Here is an 18,167-nt window from a genome sequence, read left to right on the forward strand (position 1 = left end):
TCTGTCTGCCTGCCTAGCCGGCGAGCGCGGGCGTGAGCGTGATGACGTTCGCCCACGGGTCCTCGAAGCGGAGGCTCCGGCCGTCATCGGCGACCGCGACGCCCGCCGACGTGAGCCGCTCGCGCGCCGCGCCGAGCGCATCCGCGTCCGGCACCTGGATCTCGACCCGCCCGAGCCCGAGCGTTTCGGCGCGGCGGCCGGCGCCGCGCGAGTTCCAGACGTTCATCGCCATGTGGTGGTGGTAGCCGCCCGCGCTCACGAACAGCGCGGTGCTGCCGAGCGACGTCGTCTCGGCGAAGCCGAGCGCGTCGACGTAGAAGTCGCGCGCGGTCGCGACGTCGCCGACCTGCAGGTGCACGTGGCCGACCTTGGCGCCGACCGGCGCGGTCGGCGACTGCCCGAACGAGCCGCGGTCGAGGTGCTCGTTCACGAAGCGGTTGGGGTCGATGAACTCGGTCGTCATGTAGACCTGGCCGTTCGACCAGCGCCACTGGTCGCGCGGCCGGTCGACGTAGAGCTCGACGCCGTTGCCGTCGGGGTCGGCGAAGTAGAAGGCCTCCGACACGTGGTGGTCGCCCGTGCCGGCGAACTGAATGCCGGGGATCTGCGTCATGCGCACGACGGCCGCCGCGAGGGCCGCGTGGGTGGGGTAGAGGATCGCGGTGTGGAACAGGCCCGCGTCGGCGGGGTTCGGGCCGCGGAGGTCGGGCGCCTCCTCGAGCACGAGGATCGTGCGGCCGCCGACGCCGAGCTCGACGACGCCGGGCCGCTCGGCGATGTGCTCGAGGCCGACGCCCGCGGTGTACCAGTGCACGAGCCGTGCGAGCTTCGCGGTCTTGAGCATCACCGGGCCCATGTCGGTGGCGTCAGGCAGCAGGTCGATGGTGTTCATGAGTTCCTCCGACAGGGGCAACGCCGCCCGCCGCCGGGCATTCCGGGCGGCCGCTCGGGCACCGCCGGGTAGGGTCGCGCTCCATGGGCGAGAGCGTGTGGACCGACCGTGCCGACGAGCTGCTGCTGCGCACCGCGTCGGCCGAGCCGACGCCGGGCAGCGGCGTCGCGGCGGCGGTCGCCGGCGCGTTCGGCATCGCGCTCGTGCTCAAGGCGCTCACGATCACCGACGACGACGGATGCGCTGCGGCGCGCTCCAGGGGAGAGGCGCTCGTCGAGCGCGTGGTGGCGGCGGCCGATGCGGACTCCCACGCGTTCGCCGAGGTGATCGACGCGGACGGCGATGCGGACGCCGAGCGGGCCCTCGCCCGGGCCGCCGCGGTGCCGCTCGACCTCGCCGCCGCGCTCGTCGACGCGCTCGCACTCGCGCGGGAGACCGAGCCGATCGTCAAGCCGGCGCTCGAGAGCGACGTGCTCGGCGGCGCCGACCTCGTGCGCGGTGCGGCGTCGGTCGCGCTGCGGGCGGCCGAGCTCAACGTGGCGTCGCTCGAGGACCGTGACGCCGCCGACGCACCGGCGCTGCGGCAGCGCCTCGCTGAGCTGGAGCAGCAGCTCGCCGAGTAGCCGGCCCGCCCGCTGAGCCACGTGCCGCGGCGACGCGACCCGGACCCGCGCGAAGCGACTTGCCGCGGCGACGCGACCCGTTCTCGCCGAGCCGATCCGTTGCAGCAGGTCGAGTCGGCGAGAGCGGGTCGAGTCGTTGTCGGAACCGGTCGAGTCAGCGGGAACGGGTCGAGTCGCCCGCGAAACGCGCAGCGGACCCCGCTTCGGCGCGCGGACCCGAGATCTCAGGTCCCGTTGCCGAGGAGGGGTCCGCGGGGGCGGCCGCAGGTCCGAGCGTGCCGAGCCTCAGCGCGCCTGCAGATCCCGCTCGAGCACCGGCGCGAGCCGGAAGGGGATGAGCTCGCCCATCGACAGCCACGTCTCGGTGCGCTCGACCCCGTCGCACGCGAGCACGAGCTTGTTGATGCGGTAGAGGTCCTCCGCGTCGCGGCACACCGCGCGCACGAGCACATCCGCCTGGCCCGAGAGCCCGAACGCCTGCACGACCTCGGGGATCCGCCGCAGCTGCTCGACGACCTCGTCGATGCGCGGCTGGTCGACGTGCGTCGCCATGAAGACCGTGAGCGGGTAGCCGAGCGCCGCCGCGTGGAACCTGCGGTCGAAGCCCTGCAGCGCATCCGACGCCTCGAGCGCCGCCACCCGGTTCTGCACCGTGTTGCGCGCGAGGCCGAGCTGCTCGGCGATCGCCGCGTTCGTGATTCGCGGGTGCCGCGTGAGCTCGAGCAGGATCCGGCGGTCGGTGTCATCGACGATGCGCATGCTGCGCAATCTAGCGCAGCCCGAGCGCGCCCGGAATGCGCGGCCCGCGCAGCGCGCGTGTCGCGGATTGCGCGGAGTGACTTCCGGCGGTACGGTCTCTCCACGATCGTCGAGGCGCACCAGCCTGGCCGATCCGACCGGCGCCCACGAGGCGCTCACGAACAAGGAGGTTCGCTCGTGTCGATCACCGTGCCCGCTCCCGACCCCGCGCTCGCCGCCGGCCTCGACTGCCCGCTGCGCGTCCTCGACCTCGACGGCACCCGTCTGCACGACCCGCTGCTCGACGCCCACCTCGGCGACATCGACGAGTCGGCGCTCGCCGACCTCTACCTCGACATGGTGCGCGTGCGCCGCCTCGACACCGAGGCGTTCGCCCTCACCCGCCAGGGCCACCTCGTGCTGTGGCCGCCGCTGCTCGGCCAGGAGGCCGCCCAGGTCGGCGCCGCCCGCTCGCTCGAGCAGCGCGACTGGGTCTTCGGCTCCTACCGCGAGCACGGCTTCGCGCTGCTGCGCGGCGCCGACATGGCCGAGTTCGCGCGCATCTGGAAGGCCTACGCGCACGGCGGCTGGGACCCGCACGAGATCAACATGGCCCCGTCGCAGATCATCATCGGCGCGCAGAGCCTGCACGGCGTCGGCTACGCGATGGCGGCGAAGATGGATGGGTCGGACGAGGTCGCGCTCACCGCGTTCGGCGACGGCGCCACGAGCGAGGGCGACGTCAACGAGGCGCTCGTGTGGGCCTCCGCGTTCCAGGCGCCCGTCGTGTTCCTCTGCCAGAACAACCAGTACGCGATCTCGGAGCCCGTCGCCGTGCAGTCGGGTGGCCTGCCGCTCGCGCTGCGCCCGACCGGCTTCGGCATCCCCTCGATGCGCGTCGACGGCAACGACGTGCTCGCGATGCTCGCCGCGGGCCGCATCGCCGTCGAGCGTGCCCGTGCCGGCGGCGGCCCGACCTTCATCGAGGCCGTCACCTACCGCCGCGGCCCCCACACGACGACCGACGACCCGAAGCGCTACCGCGACGAGGCGGAGGTCGAGGCGTGGGTCGCGAAGGACCCGATCGACCGCGTCGAGCGCGCGCTCGAGCGCATGGGCGTCGACATGGACCCCGTGCGCGCCGAGGCGAAGGTGCGCGCCGACCGGCTCGCGAAGGAGTTCCGCGCCGCCGCGGAGCACGCCGAGCCGCCCGCCGCCGAGGAGATCTTCGACAACGTCTACGCGCAGCCGAGCCGCCGGCTCGAGCGCCAGCGCGCCGAGCACCTCGCGTTCGTCGCGAGCCTCGCGGAGGAGAGCAAGTGACCGAAACGCTCACGCTCGCGAAGGCCGTCAACGCCGCCCTCGCCGACGCCCTCGAGGGCGACGACCGGGTGCTGCTCATGGGCGAGGACATCGGCCAGCTCGGCGGCGTCTTCCGCGTCACCGACGGCCTGCAGGCGCGCTTCGGCGCGCAGCGCGTCATCGACTCGCCGCTCGCCGAGTCGGCCATCATCGGCACGGCGATCGGCATGAGCTACCGCGGGTTCCGCGTCGTGACCGAGATCCAGTTCGACGGCTTCATCTACCCCGCGTTCGACCAGATCGTCGCGCAGGTCGCGAAGCTCCGCTACCGCTCGCGCGGCCGCGTCTCGATGCCGCTCACCATCCGTGTGCCCTACGGCGGCGCGATCGGCTCGGTCGAGCACCACTCCGAGAGCCCCGAGTCGTACTTCGCGCACACCGCGGGGCTCCGCGTCGTGACCGCGTCGACGCCGCAGGAGGCGTACTCGACGCTCCGCGCCGCGATCGCGAGCGACGACCCCGTGCTGTTCTTCGAGCCGAAGGGCAAGTACTACACGAAGGGCGAGGTCGATCGCTCCATCGTCCGCGACCTCGAGACGGCCAACGTCGTCGCGAGCGGCCGCGACGTGACGATCGCCGCCTACGGCCCGACGGTCGAGACGGCGCTCCGCGCCGCGATCGCCGCCGCCGACGAGGGCATCGAGGTCGAGGTCATCGACCTCCGCTCGATCTCGCCGCTCGACGTCGACACCGTCGTCGAGTCGGTGCAGCGCACGGGCCGGCTCGTCGTCACGCACGAGGCGCCCGCCGAGGCATCCGTCTCCTCCGAGCTCATCACCTCGGTCGTCGAGCGCGCCTTCTCGAGCCTCGAGGCGCCGCCCGAGCGCGTGACCGGCTACGACACGCCCTACCCGCCGTCGGCCGTCGAGCACGACTACCTCCCGAGCCTCGACCGGCTGCTCGACGCCGTCGACCGCACCCTCGGCCGCCGCAACTCCCGCACCGAGCTCGACTACGCATCCGTCATGGGAGCCGCCCGATGAAGACGTTCCTGCTGCCCGACCTCGGCGAGGGCCTCACCGACAGCGAGATCGTCGCGTGGCGCGTCAAGGAGGGCGACGCGGTCGAGCTCAACCAGCCGCTCGCCGACATCGAGACGGCCAAGGCCGTCGTCGAGCTGCCGAGCCCCTACGAGGGCACGATCGCCAAGCTGCACGCCGCCGAGGGCGAGACCGTCGACGTCGGCGCGCCGCTCATCGACTTCGAGCTCGCGGGCGACGAAGCGCCGGCCCCGTCGGGGTCGGATGCGTCAGCCGAGGACGAGCCGGCGCCCTCGCCCGAGGGCGGCCCGGTCGCGACGCCGGCCGACACCGTCGCCGAGGTGCGCGACGCCCCCGCGCCGGAGGAGAAGCCCGAGAAGGTCTCGGTGCTCGTCGGCCACATCACGGTGCACGGCGGCAAGCCCACCCGGAAGCGCCGCGCGTGGGACGTCGAGCCGTTCACGCGGCAGGAGCGGCCGAGCGGCCGGCCCAACCGCGCGATGCCGCCCGTGCGGAAGCTCGCGAAGGAGCGCGGCATCGACCTGCAGTCGGTGCGCCCGTCGGGCCGTGACGGCCTCGTGACGCGCGCCGACCTCGAGGCCGCCGGCACCGCATCCGGCCCGCAGGCCCAGCCGCAGCCCGCCTCGACGCGCGAGAAGGTCACGGGCCTGCGCAAGCACACCGCCGCCGCGATGACGCAGTCGGCGCTCACGGTGCCGCACGCGGCGACGTTCCACCAGGTGGACGTCACCGAGACGCTCGCGCTCGCCCGCTCGGGCGACGCGTCGTTCCTCGCGCTCGCGAGCCGGGCCATCCTGCTCGCCGCGAAGCGCTGGCCCGACGTCACGGCCGCCTTCCACGCCGACACGATGGAGCTCGAGCGCTTCGCGCACATCAACCTCGGCATCGCCGTCTCGACCGACCGCGGCCTCGTGGTCGCGTCGATCGACGAGGCGGAGTCGATGGACGCGCTCGAGCTCACGGCCGCGATCAAGGACCGCGCGACGCGTGCCCGCGAGGGCTCGCTCACGATGGCCGAGCTCACCTCGTCGAACATCACGATCTCGAACGTCGGCGTCTTCGGCGTCGACGGCGGCATCCCGATCCTCAACCCGGGGGAGTCGGCGATCATCGCGCTCGGCGCCGTGCGGCGGATGCCGTGGGAGCACGAGGGCGAGATCGTGCTGCGCGACGTGTGCACCGTGACCGTCTCGTTCGACCACCGCGTGCTCGACGGGCGCGAGGCGGCGGGCTTTCTCGCCGACATCGCGGCCGTGCTCGAGCGGCCGGCGCTCGCGCTGGCGCGCTGATGCCGGCTCTCGGCCACGGCATGGCACGGTAGGGCCATGCACCAACTCGAAACCCGCGTCGACGTCGCGGGCGAGCAGGCTCGCGCCAACCGCGCGGCGATGGAGGCGCTCGTCGCGCAGCTGCGCGAGCGGCTCGCCCAGGTGGCGCTCGGCGGCCCCGAGAAGTCGCGCGAGCGGCACGTCGCGCGCGGCAAGCTGCTCGCCCGCGAGCGCATCGACGCGCTGCTCGACCCCGGCAGCCCCTTCCTCGAGGTCGCGCCGCTCGCGGCGTGGGGGGTCTACGGGGAGGACGGCCAGGATGCGCCGAGCGCCGGCATCGTCGCGGGCATCGGACTCGTGCACGGCCGGCACGTCATGGTGATCGCGAACGACGCGACCGTGAAGGGCGGCACCTACTACCCGCTCACGGTGAAGAAGCACCTGCGCGCGCAGCAGATCGCGCGCGAGAACCGGCTGCCGTGCATCGCGCTCGTCGACTCCGGCGGCGCGTTCCTGCCGATGCAGGACGAGGTGTTCCCCGACCGCGAGCACTTCGGCCGCATCTTCTTCAACCAGGCGCAGCTCTCGGCGCAGGCCATCCCGCAGCTCGCGGCCGTCATGGGCTCGTCGACCGCGGGCGGCGCGTACGTGCCGGCGATGAGCGACGAGACCGTCATCGTGCGCGAGCAGGGCACGATCTTCCTCGGCGGACCGCCGCTCGTGAAGGCCGCGACGGGCGAGGTCGTCGACGCGGAGTCGCTCGGCGGCGGCGAGCTGCACGCCGAGGTCTCGGGCGTCGTCGACCACCTCGCCGACGACGACGAGCACGCGCTCGAGATCGTGCGCGACATGGTGCAGGCGCTCCCGCCGGGCGACCGCGCCGCGACGAGCGGCGCCGTGCCCGCGAAGCGGCAGTCGTTCGGCTGGTTCGCCTACGCGCCCCTCAGCGCGCTCGACGACGAGAGCGCGCCCGCGGTCGACCCATCCACCCTCTACGACGTCATCCCGCCCGACCTGCAGACGCCGTACGACGTGCGCGAGGTCATCGCCCGCATCGTCGACCGCAGCGAGTTCCACGAGTTCAAGGCCGGCTACGGCGACACGCTCGTCACCGGCTTCGCCGAGCTGCACGGCCACACCGTCGGCATCGTCGCGAACAACGGCGTGCTCTTCTCGGAGTCGGCGATGAAGGGCGCGCACTTCATCGAGCTGTGCGACCAGCGGGGCGTGCCGCTCGTGTTCCTGCAGAACATCACCGGCTTCATGGTCGGCTCGGAGGCCGAGCGCGGCGGCATCGCCAAGCACGGCGCCAAGATGGTCACCGCGGTCGCGACGACGCGCGTGCCGAAGCTCACCGTCGTCGTCGGCGGCTCCTTCGGCGCCGGCACCTACTCGATGTGCGGCCGCGCCTACGACCCGCGCTTCCTGTGGCTGTGGCCCAACGCGCGCGTGAGCGTCATGGGCGGCCCGCAGGCCGCATCCGTGCTCTCGACCGTCAAGCGCGAGCAGCTCGAGGCCGCGGGCGAGGAGTGGTCGGCCGATGCGCAGGCAGAGTTCGAGCGCCCCGTGCGCGAGCAGTATGAGCGGCAGGGCAACCCCTACTACTCCTCGGCGCGCCTGTGGGACGACGGCGTGATCGACCCCGCCGACACCCGCCGCATCCTCGGGATGGCGCTCGACGTCGTCACCGCCGTGCCGATGCCCGAGCCGCGCTTCGGCGTCTTCCGGATGTGATGCAGATGCCCCTCTTCGACACCGTGCTCGTCGCCAACCGCGGCGAGATCGCCATCCGCGTCGCACGCACGCTCCGCGACCTCGGCATCCGCTCGGTCGCCGTGCGCGCCGACGACGACCCGTCGCCGCATCCCGAGCACTTCGACGAGACCGTCTCGCTCGGCAGCGGGGCGCTGCGCGACACGTACCTCTCGATCGAGAAGATCCTCGACGCCGCCCGCTCGAGCGGTGCGCAGGCCATCCACCCGGGCTACGGCTTCCTCTCCGAGAACGCCGCCTTCGCCCGCGCCTGCGAAGAGGCCGGCATCGTCTTCATCGGACCGGACGCTTCCGCCATCGAGACGATGGGCGACAAGATCTCGGCCCGGCACGCGGTCGAGTCGCGCGGCGTCGCGACCGTGCCCGGCATCGCTGAGCCGGGCCTCGATGACGCCGCCCTCATCACGGGCGCCGAGCGCGTCGGCTACCCCGTGCTCATCAAGCCCGCGGCGGGCGGCGGCGGCAAGGGCATGTACCGCGTCGATGACGCCGCCGAGCTGCCGGCCGCCCTGCAAGCCGCACGGCGCGAGGCGAAGAGCGCGTTCGGAGACGACACGCTCTTCATCGAGCGCTTCGTCTCGAATCCGCGCCACATCGAGGTGCAGGTGCTCGCCGACACGCGCGGCAACGTGATCCACCTCGGCGAGCGCGAGTGCTCGCTGCAGCGGCGCCACCAGAAGGTCATCGAGGAGGCGCCGAGCGCGCTCCTCACCCAGGCGCAGCGCGCCGCGATCGGCCAGGCGGCCGTCGAGACGGCCCGCTCGGTCGGCTACGTCGGCGCCGGCACGGTCGAGTTCATCGTCGCGGGCGATCGGCCCGACGAGCCGTTCTTCATGGAGATGAACACGCGCCTGCAGGTCGAGCACCCGGTGACCGAGATGGTCACGGGCATCGACCTCGTCGAGCAGCAGCTGCGCATCGCGGCGGGGGAGCCGCTCGCGATCGCGCAGGACGACGTGCGGCTCGAGGGCCACGCGATCGAGGCGCGCATCTACGCCGAGGACCCGGCGGCGGGCTTCCTGCCGACCGGCGGCCGGATCCTCGACCTGCGGTGGGGCGACGGGATCGGTGTCCGGGTCGACGCGGGCGTCGATCCCGGCGGCGAGATCGGCTCGAGCTACGACCCGATGATCGCGAAGGTCATCGTCCACGGCGCGACGCGCGAGGAGGCGATCGATCGGCTCGACCGGGCGCTCGCCGAGACGACCGTGCTCGGCGTCACCACCAACCGCGCCTTCCTGCGGGCATTGCTCGGCGAGACCGCGGTGCGCGCGGGCGAGCTCGACACCGGGCTCATCGACCGCGAGGCCGACCGCCTCGTCGCCACCGGCACGCCGAGCGCCGCGTTCGCAGCAGCTGCCGCAGCGGCGGGAATGCTTGCGCTCGGGGGCGCCGGCGCATGGCAGCACGATGGCTGGCGCATCGGCGGCAGCGTCGGGCGGGTCTCCCGCTACCGCGACGGCGACGGCATCGCCACGGTGCGCGTGCGGCACGCCCCCGACCCGGGCGACGCCGTGCCGTATGGCGGGGGCGTGCGGCAGCCGCGGCTGGACGTCGACATCGAGGTCGCGCGGGCCGACGGCTCCTCCGAGCGGATCACCGCGATGCACGCCATCGCCACCAGGCGGGTGCCCGAGGGCGCCTGGGTCGGCCTCCCCGAGGGCGACTTCCTCATCGAGCGGCACGTGCGCACCCGCAGCGGCCGCGCGGCCGCCGAGCCGACCCTCGCCTCACCGATGCCCGGCACGGTCGTCGCCGTGCACGCATCCCACGGTGATGCCGTCGCGGAGGGCCAAGCGGTCGTGAGCGTCGAGGCGATGAAGATGGAGCACGTGCTGCGCGCGCCCGTCGCCGGCACCGTGCACGTGCATGCCAGGGTGGGGGAGCAGGTGACGCGCGGGCAGGAGCTCGCGACCGTCACGCCCGACAGCCAGGAGGACGCATGAGCGAGCGCCGCATCACGCAGAGGGGCCTCTACTTCGACGAGCTCGAGGAGGGCGTCGTCTACGAGCACCGGCCCGGCCGCACGATGACCGAGACCGACAACGTGCTCTTCACGACGCTCACGATGAACCCGCAGCCGCTGCACCTCGACCGCGCCTGGAGCGAGGGCACCGAGTTCGGCGAGCCGCTCATGAACTCGATGCACACGCTCGCGACCATGGTCGGCCTCTCGGTCGGGCAGCTCACGCAGGGCACGATCGTCGCGAACCTCGGCTTCAGCGAGGTGACGTTCCCCGCGCCCGTGCGGCACGGCGACACCATCTACTGCGAGACGCGCGTGCTCGAGAAGCGCGCCTCGAGGTCGCGGCCCGGGCAGGGCATCGCGACCTTCGAGCACCGGGCGCTCAACCAGCACGGCGAGGTCGTCGCGACTGCCGTGCGGAAGGTGCTCATGCAGGGCAAGCCCGAGGCGGAGGCGTGAGCGCCGGCATGCAGGCGCTCGGCATGGGCCCCGCGCTGCTCTTCTGCCCCGGCGACCGGCCCGACCGGTTCCGGAAGGCGGCCGAGCGGTCGGATGCGGTCATCCTCGACCTCGAGGACGCCGTCGGCCCCGAGTCCAAGTCCCAGGCCCGCGAGGCGGTGCGAGCCGCCGACCTCGACCCCGAGCGCACCCTCGTGCGGGTGCAGGACGCATCCGCCCCCGGCTTCGACGACGATCTCGCCGCCGTCGCGGCGTCGCCGTTCCGCACCGTCATGCTCGCGAAGGCCGAGTCGGCCGCGCAGGTCGACCGGGTCGTCGCTGCGGTGCCGGGCGCGCGCGTCGTCGTGCTGTGCGAGACGGCGCGCGGCGTGCTCGCCGCGGAGCAGCTCGCGGCGCACGACGCGGTCGTCGGCATGATGTGGGGCGCCGAGGATCTCGTCGCCTCGATCGGCGGCACCTCGAGCCGCGACGAGAGCGGCGCCTACCGCGACGTCGCGATGCACGCGCGCAGCCGCATCCTGCTCGCCGCCGCCGCGTTCGGCATCACCGCGATCGACGCGATCCGCGCCGACATCCAGGACCTCGAGGGCGCGCACGCCGAGGCCGTCGACGCAGCAGCGTCGGGCTTCGGCGCGAAGGCGGCGATCCACCCGAGCCACGTCGAGCCGTACCGGCGGGCGTTCGCGCCGACGGATGCGGAGCTCGAGCAGGCGCGCCGGATCCTCGACGCGGCGACCCGCAACCCCGGTGTCTTCTCCTTCGAGGGGCAGATGGTCGACGAGCCGATCCTGCGGCACGCTCGCAGCGTCGTCGCGCGGGCGCCCCGCTCGGCGGGCTGAAGCGGACTGCTCGATGTGACTTCGAAGCCGGGCATCCTGTATGCTGTTCAGGTTGCTTCGACGAGCACACCACGGGTCTGTGGCGCAGCTGGTAGCGCACCTGCATGGCATGCAGGGGGTCGGGGGTTCGAGTCCCCCCAGATCCACCAAAAACCCCCGGTCAGCCGGGGGTTTTCCGTATCGGGACCCATGTTCGCATCTGCTTCGGGTGCAGCGAGTGGGTCAGCTTAATCCGCGACGCGACGCGGCGAGTACGCGCTTCGCCTAACGAGTCCGTTCCGTCGCGATCCTGTCCTAGTGGTCGGCCGAGGCCGCCCGCCTCCGCCGTCTATGTCGGTAGCGTGACCTCCGACCCCATGACCTCCAGCGGATCGAACCTCGTGCGTCTTGACCTGTTCGGGCTCGCGCCCGGTGTGCTGCTGACCGAGCAAGAGCTCGCGGCCGCGATGAACTACAGCCGGAAGACGCTTCAGTACTGGCGACAGAGCGGGCAAGGCCCCCCGTTCATCCGCCTCGGCCGGCAAGTGCGGTATCGCGTCGGCGAGGTCGTGAAGTGGCTGGAGCACAGCGATGCCTGAGCGGGGCCGACCGCGACTCGCACCGGGCACCTTCGGTGCCGTGAGGTTCAGCGATACGAGGAGCGGACGTGTCAGTGCACGCAGTCAGTACCGCGACTTCGCGGGCGTGATCCATCACAAGCGAGCGACGGGCGACTCCCGTGAGGACGCGGAGCGCAAGCTCCGGGCCTCCGTGGTGGGCAGCGCTCGTGGCGAGATCTGGCTGACGCTCGATTCGAAGATCGGCGAGCTCGGTCACTGGTGGCTTGCCGGCCTGCGGTCGCTCGGCGCGGTTCAGAGGTCCACGCTCCAGAACTACGAGTACGATGCGCGGATCGTGGAGGTCAGTCTGCGAGAGGTTCGGCTCCGGGAGCTCACCGCCAGGGTCGTCGATGGCGTGGTCACGAGTCTGGCGGAGAGCGATCCAGCACGCGCTCGCCGACTCCACTCCACGCTCGGACGCATGTGCGACGAAGCCGTGAGAATGGGAATCCTCGACGAGAACCCAGTCGACCGCGTCCGAGCACCTCGAAAGGCCAAGCGGCTTCCCTACGCCCTCGGCTTCGAGCAGACGCGAATGCTGAGGTCAGAACTGGCGGCTTGGCTGAAGGCAAATTCCCGCCCAGGTCCGCAACCAGATCAACGCATCGCGATCATGGTAGATGTGATGATCGCATCGAGCGCCCGGATCGGCGAGCTCCTGGCTCTTCGCCACTGCGATGTCGACCTCTACGCAACTCCGCCAACGCTTCTCATCGGCGCCACGCTCGTTGACGACGAGCGTGGCGTCCCGAGCCGGCAAGCACACACGAAGGACGAGCGACAGAAGCGCGTTATCGTTCTACCGCCGGCGATCGTGGCGGCGCTCGAGCCCCTCGTAGGGTCGCGAACTGACGAAGCGCCCATCTTCGGGAATCGCAAGGGCTCGTGGAAGCGCGCGGGAACCGTGCAGCGCGTCCTGCGGGAGTTTGTCCGAGACCGGAGGGACGTACTCGAGGCCGTCGGCATCAGGACCGATGAGATCACGCCGCACCTGTTCCGGCGGATCTCTGCGACGCTCATCGCGGCCGAGCTGGGCGTGTACGAGGCTCAACGGCAACTGGGGCACGCATCGGTGCAGACCACCGAACGCCACTACGTCATGCCCGCGCCTCTGACTGGGGCAGCTGCGGCCGAGACGATGGACCGGCTGTTTGAGTCGATCGTTGCTGACAATTTCGATGCTGCCTAAACAGGCCACACCGCGCACGCCGCAACGGCCTAGCGGCCTATCGCGGCGTCAGCAGCGCTGTCGAGCGTGGTGGACCGGCGCAGATTGACTGCGACGCGAGCGCACGGTGCGAACGCAGTGCCGGACAGGATGCCAGGCCGAGCGGCAAGGTCGGATGGATTCGCACCCTTGTTCCCGTGAAGCACAGCACCGCAATTCTCGGCACTTCGCGCGGCCCGAGCGGCTAGTTCTATGCCGTGCGTGCTCGCCGCACCCACTGCGTGCATCGCCAATCTGAGCCACCGGAGGTTGTTGCTCACACGCGCGATGCTCGGCGAAGGCGCCATGAGCCGGCTTCACGTCTCAGCGAGTCGCAGCCGACGGCGGCGCATGGCGCGCGTCGGGGTGCTTTAGGTCCGGACGAGACTCCGCTCCGGGCAAACCCACGCAGTACCTCGGGCGCTCGTCAATCGCACGAGGACCGAGCGCTCTAGCCAGATGGGGGTGCCCATGCTGTCGGACGAGTCGCCGAGAATATGGCGATCCTGGCAGTACGGGATCCAAGTTGACGGTTTCTCGGCGCGCGGGTCGGAGGGACGGATGCTTCAGCTTCGACGCCTCGGCGCCTCGGCGCTCGCGGCGCGTTGTGGATACGGCAGTAAAGTGAGCGTATGAAAAAGAGTGCGTCGTGGTGACGACCCTTGAGCGCTTGAAGCGGGCGCTTGCCCGCCGCGAGGTAGTGGTCGTGACCGGGACCGGAATCAGTACGGCGCTTGGATCAGGGCAACCTCAGCTGAGTTGGATTGGGCTTCTGAAGGACGGCGTGCAGCGAATCGCCGACCGCAATTCAGCTCGCGCCGACGTGCTGAGTCAGCAGATCGAGATCGCCTCGTCCGCGGCAGACTTGGCCGCTGTAGCAGCTGAGGTGAAGCGTCATCTGGGCGATGACTTCGGCCGATGGATCTCCATCGCCTTAGGGGACATCAAACCATCAAATCAGCGCCTGGCGAACGCAATAGCCGCCTTGGACTGCCCGATCCTCACCACCAACTACGACACGCTGCTCGAGACAGCCTTAGGTCGCGACTCCGTGAGCTGGGCGCAACCCACCTCGATCCGAGATGTAGTTCGCCACGCACGACCGAGCATTGGCCACTTGCACGGTGTTTGGAGCGACCCGTCGTCCCTCGTGTTTTCCACTTCGGACTACGAGGCGCTACTGCGGCAAGAGGGGGCGCAGGAGATCCAGTCGAGCGCCTTCACAATGAAGACGTTCCTCTTCGTCGGTGTCGGGGCGGGCCTGGACGACCCCAACTTCAGCCCGATGGTTGACGCCTACGGCAGGCACTTCCATGCAGCCGACGGGTCGCACTTCAGGTTGTGTCGCGATGCCGACGTAGATGCGGCGACCGACGTCGGGGTCGTAGCTGACGTCGGCTACGGCACAAGTCATGACGACCTTGCAGCGTTCCTGGAAGGTCTGGTCGCAAGCATCGTCCCAGATCGATCAGGAGAGGTGTTAGCCCGGTCGCGCGCAGTCCTGGTAGATCAGCTGCGGGACAACTCCGCACTTTGGCGAGACGACGAATCCATACTCGTGGGCGGCCTCACTGACCTCATTGTGGAGCCGATCTTCCTGCCCGCTCCCCATGATCAGTTCGTGAACGACTCTGCGCTGGTGGGCCGTTCAAGCGTTTCCGAGCCGTTGGACGCCGACCAACTGATCGACCAGGGCGGGATCGTGTTGGTCGCGGGAGAGGCTAGCGCTGGGGTAACAACGGCTGTGATCTGGCTTCTCGACAGAGCAAGCGAGCGCAAGAGTCTGCCGCCCGTCCTTGTGAGTGAGCCGCACGCGGCGGGTCACCATCCTGTCTCACGGGTGGTGGAGCGCTCACTGAAGTCTTGGGACTGCGACCTCGCCCATGCCAATCCAGTTGTCGTGGGAGTCGACAACCTCCGACGCGAGCCCGCAAAGACATATCGCCGCGCCCTCGCGGACGTCCACGATCTGAACGGCCCGCTGAAGGTCGTGGGGGTGCGTCAGGAAGATGCGCTTGAGATCGCCGCTGCCCTGCAAGCGTCCGACGACGGCGTGGCGATTGCGATTGCATTCCTTGGTCGCTTCAGTGATCGCGAGGCTCTAGCGCTCGCCTCACGCATCGCACCCGCAAAGGGCGAAGAGGTTGCGCAGGCGGCCATGGAAATGGTCCGCTCTAGAAACCTGCCTAGGACACCTGTAACGATCACTCTGGTCATCGAACTCCTCGCCGCTGGCATCGCGCTCGAGGACGGCGACACCGACAGTTGGGTCCTGAGTAAGTACTTAGACCTACTGCTGGAGAAGCATCTGCCGCCAATGGTCCCGCAGACCACCATGCTCCTTCGCAACAAGCGAGTCGCGTTGGAGGAGATCGCTTCGGGCTTCGTTGAGACGCGCACGGACTCCGCTCGAAGGGAGGAACTGACAGCTCGCCTCGAAGCCCTCTTCACGAGGCTCGGTTGGGACTTCGACGCCGTCCAGCTCCTGAACGAGCTCATCGCTCGCCAAGTCCTCAAGCGTCGCGAGGACGGTTCTATCAGTTTTCAACGCTCCGTCTACCTCGAACTTTCGGCGGGCATGGCCGCTCGCAAGAACGAGGCGCTCCGTCAGGCGATGTTGGACCATCCGATCGAGATGGCTCCAATTGTTCGCAGTTACGTCGCGATGACACGCAGCGACGAAGCCATGCTGGAGGTGGTCGACCGCGAACTGGACCGAATCTTCAATGAGAAGCCCACGGGAAACATCTTTGCCTCAGTCAAGCAGCAGCCGGCGAGGAAGGAACTCTTTGCCGATCGAGGCGAGCCGGAGGAAGGCGAGGATCAGAACGAAAGTGAAGTTGCTCGCGATGGGCTGATGTACGACGCGTCTGACGATTCTGATTCGCCCGCCTTCTTGCAGGGCCACTTGGATGAGCTGTCGGGGGGACGGCTCGCGATGCTCGTCGTCGACCTCGCGTCTCGAGTGCTGCGTGACTCGGACGAGGTGCCCAATCAAGAGCTGAAACAACGAGTCCTGATCAAGTTGTTGCATTGCTGGTCGGTCTTCACGGATCTGTACGAAGCGGATTTGCGAGAGCTCCCCAACCTCGATGAGACCGTAGCGAGACTGCACCCGGAGGACGAGCCATCTCCGGAGCAGGTCGAGGACCTAAAGACGGCCCTAGTGAGCGTTGTACCGATGTTCCTCACGCTGTCCGGCATGCGGACCTGTTTGGCTGCGGCAAGTCTGCACCGAGCCTTGAGTGACGTGGCGTTGGAGGACGGTTCAACTGCGTCGCTGATGCGGGTCCTCGCTCTCTACGCAAGCGACAGCCGCCGATGGGTCGCAGCCCTCAACGACCTGGACGACGCAGCGGCAAGAACGTTCTTCGGCGCATCCTTCCTCGCGAGTCTTGCCCGCTACTCGTTCCTAGCTGACGACTCTTTGACCGACGGGGAGAGGGCGCAGCTGCGAGCGTTCCTGAGGCGCATCGTGCAGTTGCGCTACCGCTTCAATGGTGTGCAGGAGCGCAATGAGGCGCTGAACCGGTTCGAGCAGCGACTCCGGCAAGACCGGTTGGCCCGAGGGCGGACTATCGCGATCGAGGTGTGATGCGGTCGTTCATCGTTCACGACAAGCCTCAGTGTGGTGGTCGAGGCCAACCAGACGCCTCGTGAGGATCGTCTGATCGTTCGTTCGTGCGGCCGTCGCCCTATCACAGCAACGAGGCAGTGCGGCAGCGTCGCGCTTTCACTGCACGGGCGCAGTCACGGTCACACCCCAGCGTCCTTGAACGTGGCAACTATCCATTCGTCGGGCAGCTGGTCGAATGCTCCATCGCTCTCGATCGAGTTGTACGCGTCGCGTGCTCCGTCCGCATACCACCGTTTCGCAGCGGCCTCTAGAGCGGCTGGCCAGCTCGTTTCCCTGGCTCGCGCCATAAGGTCCGACATCGACTGCTCGTCGATTAGAGCCGGCACAGCAAAGTCAGCGTCCTCCATGCACCGATGGTACGCGGTGCCAGGGGCCGCCGGGGGCTGCTAGAACGCCGGTGATCGCACAGGTGACCCGCTTGAATCCCCGTTAACGTAGTGAACTTCGATGTCGGGACGCCGGCCCATCCAATCGCTGGGCGAGCCTGCCGAGTTGGTGAGAAGGCGGCGATCGGAATCTTCGAACAGATCGCGTCGTGCCTCGGCCCGCTCCAGACTGAGGCGGTCGCGGCCGGCAAGCACTGCGATCAGGTGGTCTTGCACCGCCTCGTGAGCGTCGGGAGTCCCTATGGTTGCTCCGTGTGGGGTCAATCGCGCGATAGATCGTGGACCGCGCAACCCTGAACGGTTCCGCGATTTCAGCCGCGGTGTGTTCAAAATGCGCTCCTCTCGCGAGGGTGTGGGTTCGAGTCCCACCGCCGGTACTAGCCGCCGTGGATGCCTGGAAGGCCTTCGTCCGGATCGTACGGCGGCCGCTCACCTCCAACGGGTCGTGACGCCCAGCCGCCCGACGGGCACGCGCCGTCGCGGGGCGTGTGCATGCAGCGCTCGCACACGTCGCCGGGAAAGTCGAACGTCATCCGCGCTCGCGGAGTCGTTGCAGGATCGCGGCGAGCTCGTCGTCGTCGGCGAGCCGCCAGTTGTCGGTCAGGCTGTTGCGCGGCTCGTGCTTGAGTGCTTCGCGCTGGATGTCGCCGAATCGGAGGCCCGCCGTGTCGTGCTCTTTGAGCATCCCGCGGAGCTGCTCTTCGGCTTGACCGTGATCGCGGTAGTTGGTGCTCCCCATACGGGGAGCGTAGCCGTGCCGCACTATCCATCACCCAAGGATCAAACAGCTGGCTACCACCTGCACTAGCTGTACCGGGTCATGACCTTGGTGCGGTTCGGGTGATGGGTGGGGCTCCGATGGCTGAGTGGATGCGTTCAGTGTTGTAGCGCTGGAGCCAGGGGGCAAGGGCGGCGGCGCGTTCGGCGTTCGAGGTGAAGGGCTGCCGGTAGGCCCATTCGCTCTGCAGAGTGCGGTTGAATCGTTCGACCTTGCCGTTCTGCCACGGGCAGTGGGGGCGGATGAACACCTGACGTGCACCGAGCTCCGCAACGGTCTCCCGCAGCGAGTAGCGGTACGCCCAGGCATTGTCGGTCATGATCCGCTCGATCGAGGCGATGCCGTGCGCGGCGAAGAACGCAGCCGCTCGGCGCAGGAAGCCGGCGCAGGTGGCGCCCTTCTCGTCCGCGAGGATCTCCGAGTACGCGAGCCGGGAGTGGTCGTCGACGAGCGAGTGGACGAAGTCGTAGCCCGAGCGGCGGTCCCGATCCCGGTCCGCGCCCACGCCGCGGCCGAGCGCGCGCCAGCCGCCGCCGTCGGGGATGCGGCCGAGCTTCTTCACGTCCATGTGGACCAGCTCGCCCGGCCGCTCCCGCTCGTAGCGGATCGCGGTCTGCTTCGAGGTGCGGATCAGCTCCC

Annotated in this window: 16 protein-coding genes and 1 tRNA gene; 12 read left to right on the forward strand and 5 right to left on the reverse strand. The window is 69.8% G+C overall.

Going from position 1 to position 18,167, the window contains the following annotated elements; translation table 11 throughout:
* Nucleotides 1-13 precede the first annotated feature (13 nt).
* A complete protein-coding gene (locus L332_RS24785; RefSeq protein WP_021011004.1) occupies nt 14-892 on the reverse strand; it encodes a VOC family protein in 879 nt (292 codons plus the stop codon).
* Nucleotides 893-975: 83 nt separating this feature from the next.
* Between L332_RS24785 and L332_RS0115450 the strand changes: the two genes are divergently transcribed.
* Nucleotides 976-1,515 (forward strand): cyclodeaminase/cyclohydrolase family protein, encoded by a 540-nt coding sequence (locus L332_RS0115450; protein WP_021011005.1) that lies wholly within the window; start codon nt 976-978, stop codon nt 1,513-1,515.
* A gap of 285 nt (nt 1,516-1,800) precedes the next feature.
* Here the strand turns inward: L332_RS0115450 and L332_RS24790 are convergent, their stop codons facing one another.
* The gene (locus L332_RS24790) at nt 1,801-2,274 is read right to left on the reverse strand and encodes an Lrp/AsnC family transcriptional regulator (protein ID WP_021011006.1); all 474 of its coding nucleotides are present in this window, start codon (nt 2,272-2,274) and stop codon (nt 1,801-1,803) included.
* 177 nt (nt 2,275-2,451) lie between these two features.
* Between L332_RS24790 and L332_RS24795 the strand changes: the two genes are divergently transcribed.
* From L332_RS24795 to L332_RS24845, 11 genes are all read left to right on the forward strand, one after another.
* Entirely contained in the window at nt 2,452-3,576 is a 1,125-nt protein-coding gene (locus tag L332_RS24795; RefSeq protein WP_021011007.1) for a thiamine pyrophosphate-dependent enzyme, read from the forward strand.
* Complete coding sequence (locus tag L332_RS24800; RefSeq protein WP_021011008.1) at nt 3,573-4,598, forward strand: alpha-ketoacid dehydrogenase subunit beta; 1,026 nt, start codon at nt 3,573-3,575, stop codon at nt 4,596-4,598. Before L332_RS24795 ends, L332_RS24800 begins: the two co-directional genes overlap by 4 nt.
* Nucleotides 4,595-5,905: a dihydrolipoamide acetyltransferase family protein gene (locus L332_RS24805; RefSeq protein ID WP_021011009.1), complete on the forward strand. Its 1,311-nt coding sequence runs from the start codon at nt 4,595-4,597 to the stop codon at nt 5,903-5,905. The genes L332_RS24800 and L332_RS24805 overlap by 4 nt, the downstream gene beginning before the upstream one ends.
* A gap of 36 nt (nt 5,906-5,941) precedes the next feature.
* Complete coding sequence (locus L332_RS24810) at nt 5,942-7,618, forward strand: carboxyl transferase domain-containing protein (protein WP_021011010.1); 1,677 nt, start codon at nt 5,942-5,944, stop codon at nt 7,616-7,618.
* 5 nt (nt 7,619-7,623) lie between these two features.
* A complete protein-coding gene (locus L332_RS24815; protein WP_081646140.1) occupies nt 7,624-9,603 on the forward strand; it encodes an acetyl/propionyl/methylcrotonyl-CoA carboxylase subunit alpha in 1,980 nt (659 codons plus the stop codon).
* Nucleotides 9,600-10,082, forward strand: a complete 483-nt coding sequence (locus L332_RS24820) for a MaoC family dehydratase (protein WP_021011012.1) — start codon at nt 9,600-9,602, stop codon at nt 10,080-10,082. Before L332_RS24815 ends, L332_RS24820 begins: the two co-directional genes overlap by 4 nt.
* A gap of 8 nt (nt 10,083-10,090) precedes the next feature.
* Nucleotides 10,091-10,921 (forward strand): HpcH/HpaI aldolase/citrate lyase family protein, encoded by an 831-nt coding sequence (locus tag L332_RS24825; RefSeq protein ID WP_031223940.1) that lies wholly within the window; start codon nt 10,091-10,093, stop codon nt 10,919-10,921.
* Nucleotides 10,922-10,994: 73 nt separating this feature from the next.
* Nucleotides 10,995-11,070 (forward strand) — tRNA-Ala (locus L332_RS24830).
* A 192-nt stretch (nt 11,071-11,262) separates the two neighbouring features.
* A complete protein-coding gene (locus L332_RS30145; protein ID WP_235045088.1) occupies nt 11,263-11,499 on the forward strand; it encodes a helix-turn-helix transcriptional regulator in 237 nt (78 codons plus the stop codon).
* A 40-nt stretch (nt 11,500-11,539) separates the two neighbouring features.
* A complete protein-coding gene (locus L332_RS24840) occupies nt 11,540-12,709 on the forward strand; it encodes a tyrosine-type recombinase/integrase (RefSeq protein ID WP_021065058.1) in 1,170 nt (389 codons plus the stop codon).
* A 670-nt stretch (nt 12,710-13,379) separates the two neighbouring features.
* Nucleotides 13,380-16,322, forward strand: coding sequence for an SIR2 family NAD-dependent protein deacylase (locus L332_RS24845; protein WP_158316721.1), 2,943 nt, complete (start codon nt 13,380-13,382; stop codon nt 16,320-16,322).
* 161 nt (nt 16,323-16,483) lie between these two features.
* Here the strand turns inward: L332_RS24845 and L332_RS24850 are convergent, their stop codons facing one another.
* From L332_RS24850 to L332_RS0115460, 3 genes are all read right to left on the reverse strand, one after another.
* Nucleotides 16,484-16,711, reverse strand: a complete 228-nt coding sequence (locus tag L332_RS24850; protein ID WP_021011017.1) for a hypothetical protein — start codon at nt 16,709-16,711, stop codon at nt 16,484-16,486.
* Between the two features lie 568 nt (nt 16,712-17,279).
* The gene (locus L332_RS24855) at nt 17,280-17,489 is read right to left on the reverse strand and encodes a hypothetical protein (RefSeq protein ID WP_021011018.1); all 210 of its coding nucleotides are present in this window, start codon (nt 17,487-17,489) and stop codon (nt 17,280-17,282) included.
* 79 nt (nt 17,490-17,568) lie between these two features.
* Nucleotides 17,569-18,167 (reverse strand): IS481 family transposase (locus L332_RS0115460; protein ID WP_041204046.1); only part of this gene is annotated, 599 nt, incomplete at its 5' end.

Origin of the sequence: Agrococcus pavilionensis RW1, assembly GCF_000400485.1 — a bacterium.
In the GTDB taxonomy this organism is placed as follows: domain Bacteria; phylum Actinomycetota; class Actinomycetes; order Actinomycetales; family Microbacteriaceae; genus Agrococcus; species Agrococcus pavilionensis.

Bases quoted from the DNA above. Each gene is read 5' to 3' on its own strand.
- L332_RS24785 (WP_021011004.1), bottom strand. From the start codon at position 892: ATGAACACCATCGACCTGCTGCCTGACGCCACCGACATGGGCCCGGTG.
- L332_RS24790 (WP_021011006.1), bottom strand. From the start codon at position 2,274: ATGCGCATCGTCGATGACACCGACCGCCGGATCCTGCTCGAGCTCACG.
- L332_RS24805 (WP_021011009.1), top strand. From the start codon at position 4,595: ATGAAGACGTTCCTGCTGCCCGACCTCGGCGAGGGCCTCACCGACAGC.
- L332_RS24850 (WP_021011017.1), bottom strand. From the start codon at position 16,711: ATGGAGGACGCTGACTTTGCTGTGCCGGCTCTAATCGACGAGCAGTCG.
- L332_RS24855 (WP_021011018.1), bottom strand. From the start codon at position 17,489: ATGGGGAGCACCAACTACCGCGATCACGGTCAAGCCGAAGAGCAGCTC.
- L332_RS24815 (WP_081646140.1), top strand. From the start codon at position 7,624: ATGCCCCTCTTCGACACCGTGCTCGTCGCCAACCGCGGCGAGATCGCC.
- L332_RS24820 (WP_021011012.1), top strand. From the start codon at position 9,600: ATGAGCGAGCGCCGCATCACGCAGAGGGGCCTCTACTTCGACGAGCTC.
- L332_RS0115450 (WP_021011005.1), top strand. From the start codon at position 976: ATGGGCGAGAGCGTGTGGACCGACCGTGCCGACGAGCTGCTGCTGCGC.
- L332_RS24810 (WP_021011010.1), top strand. From the start codon at position 5,942: ATGCACCAACTCGAAACCCGCGTCGACGTCGCGGGCGAGCAGGCTCGC.
- L332_RS24825 (WP_031223940.1), top strand. From the start codon at position 10,091: ATGCAGGCGCTCGGCATGGGCCCCGCGCTGCTCTTCTGCCCCGGCGAC.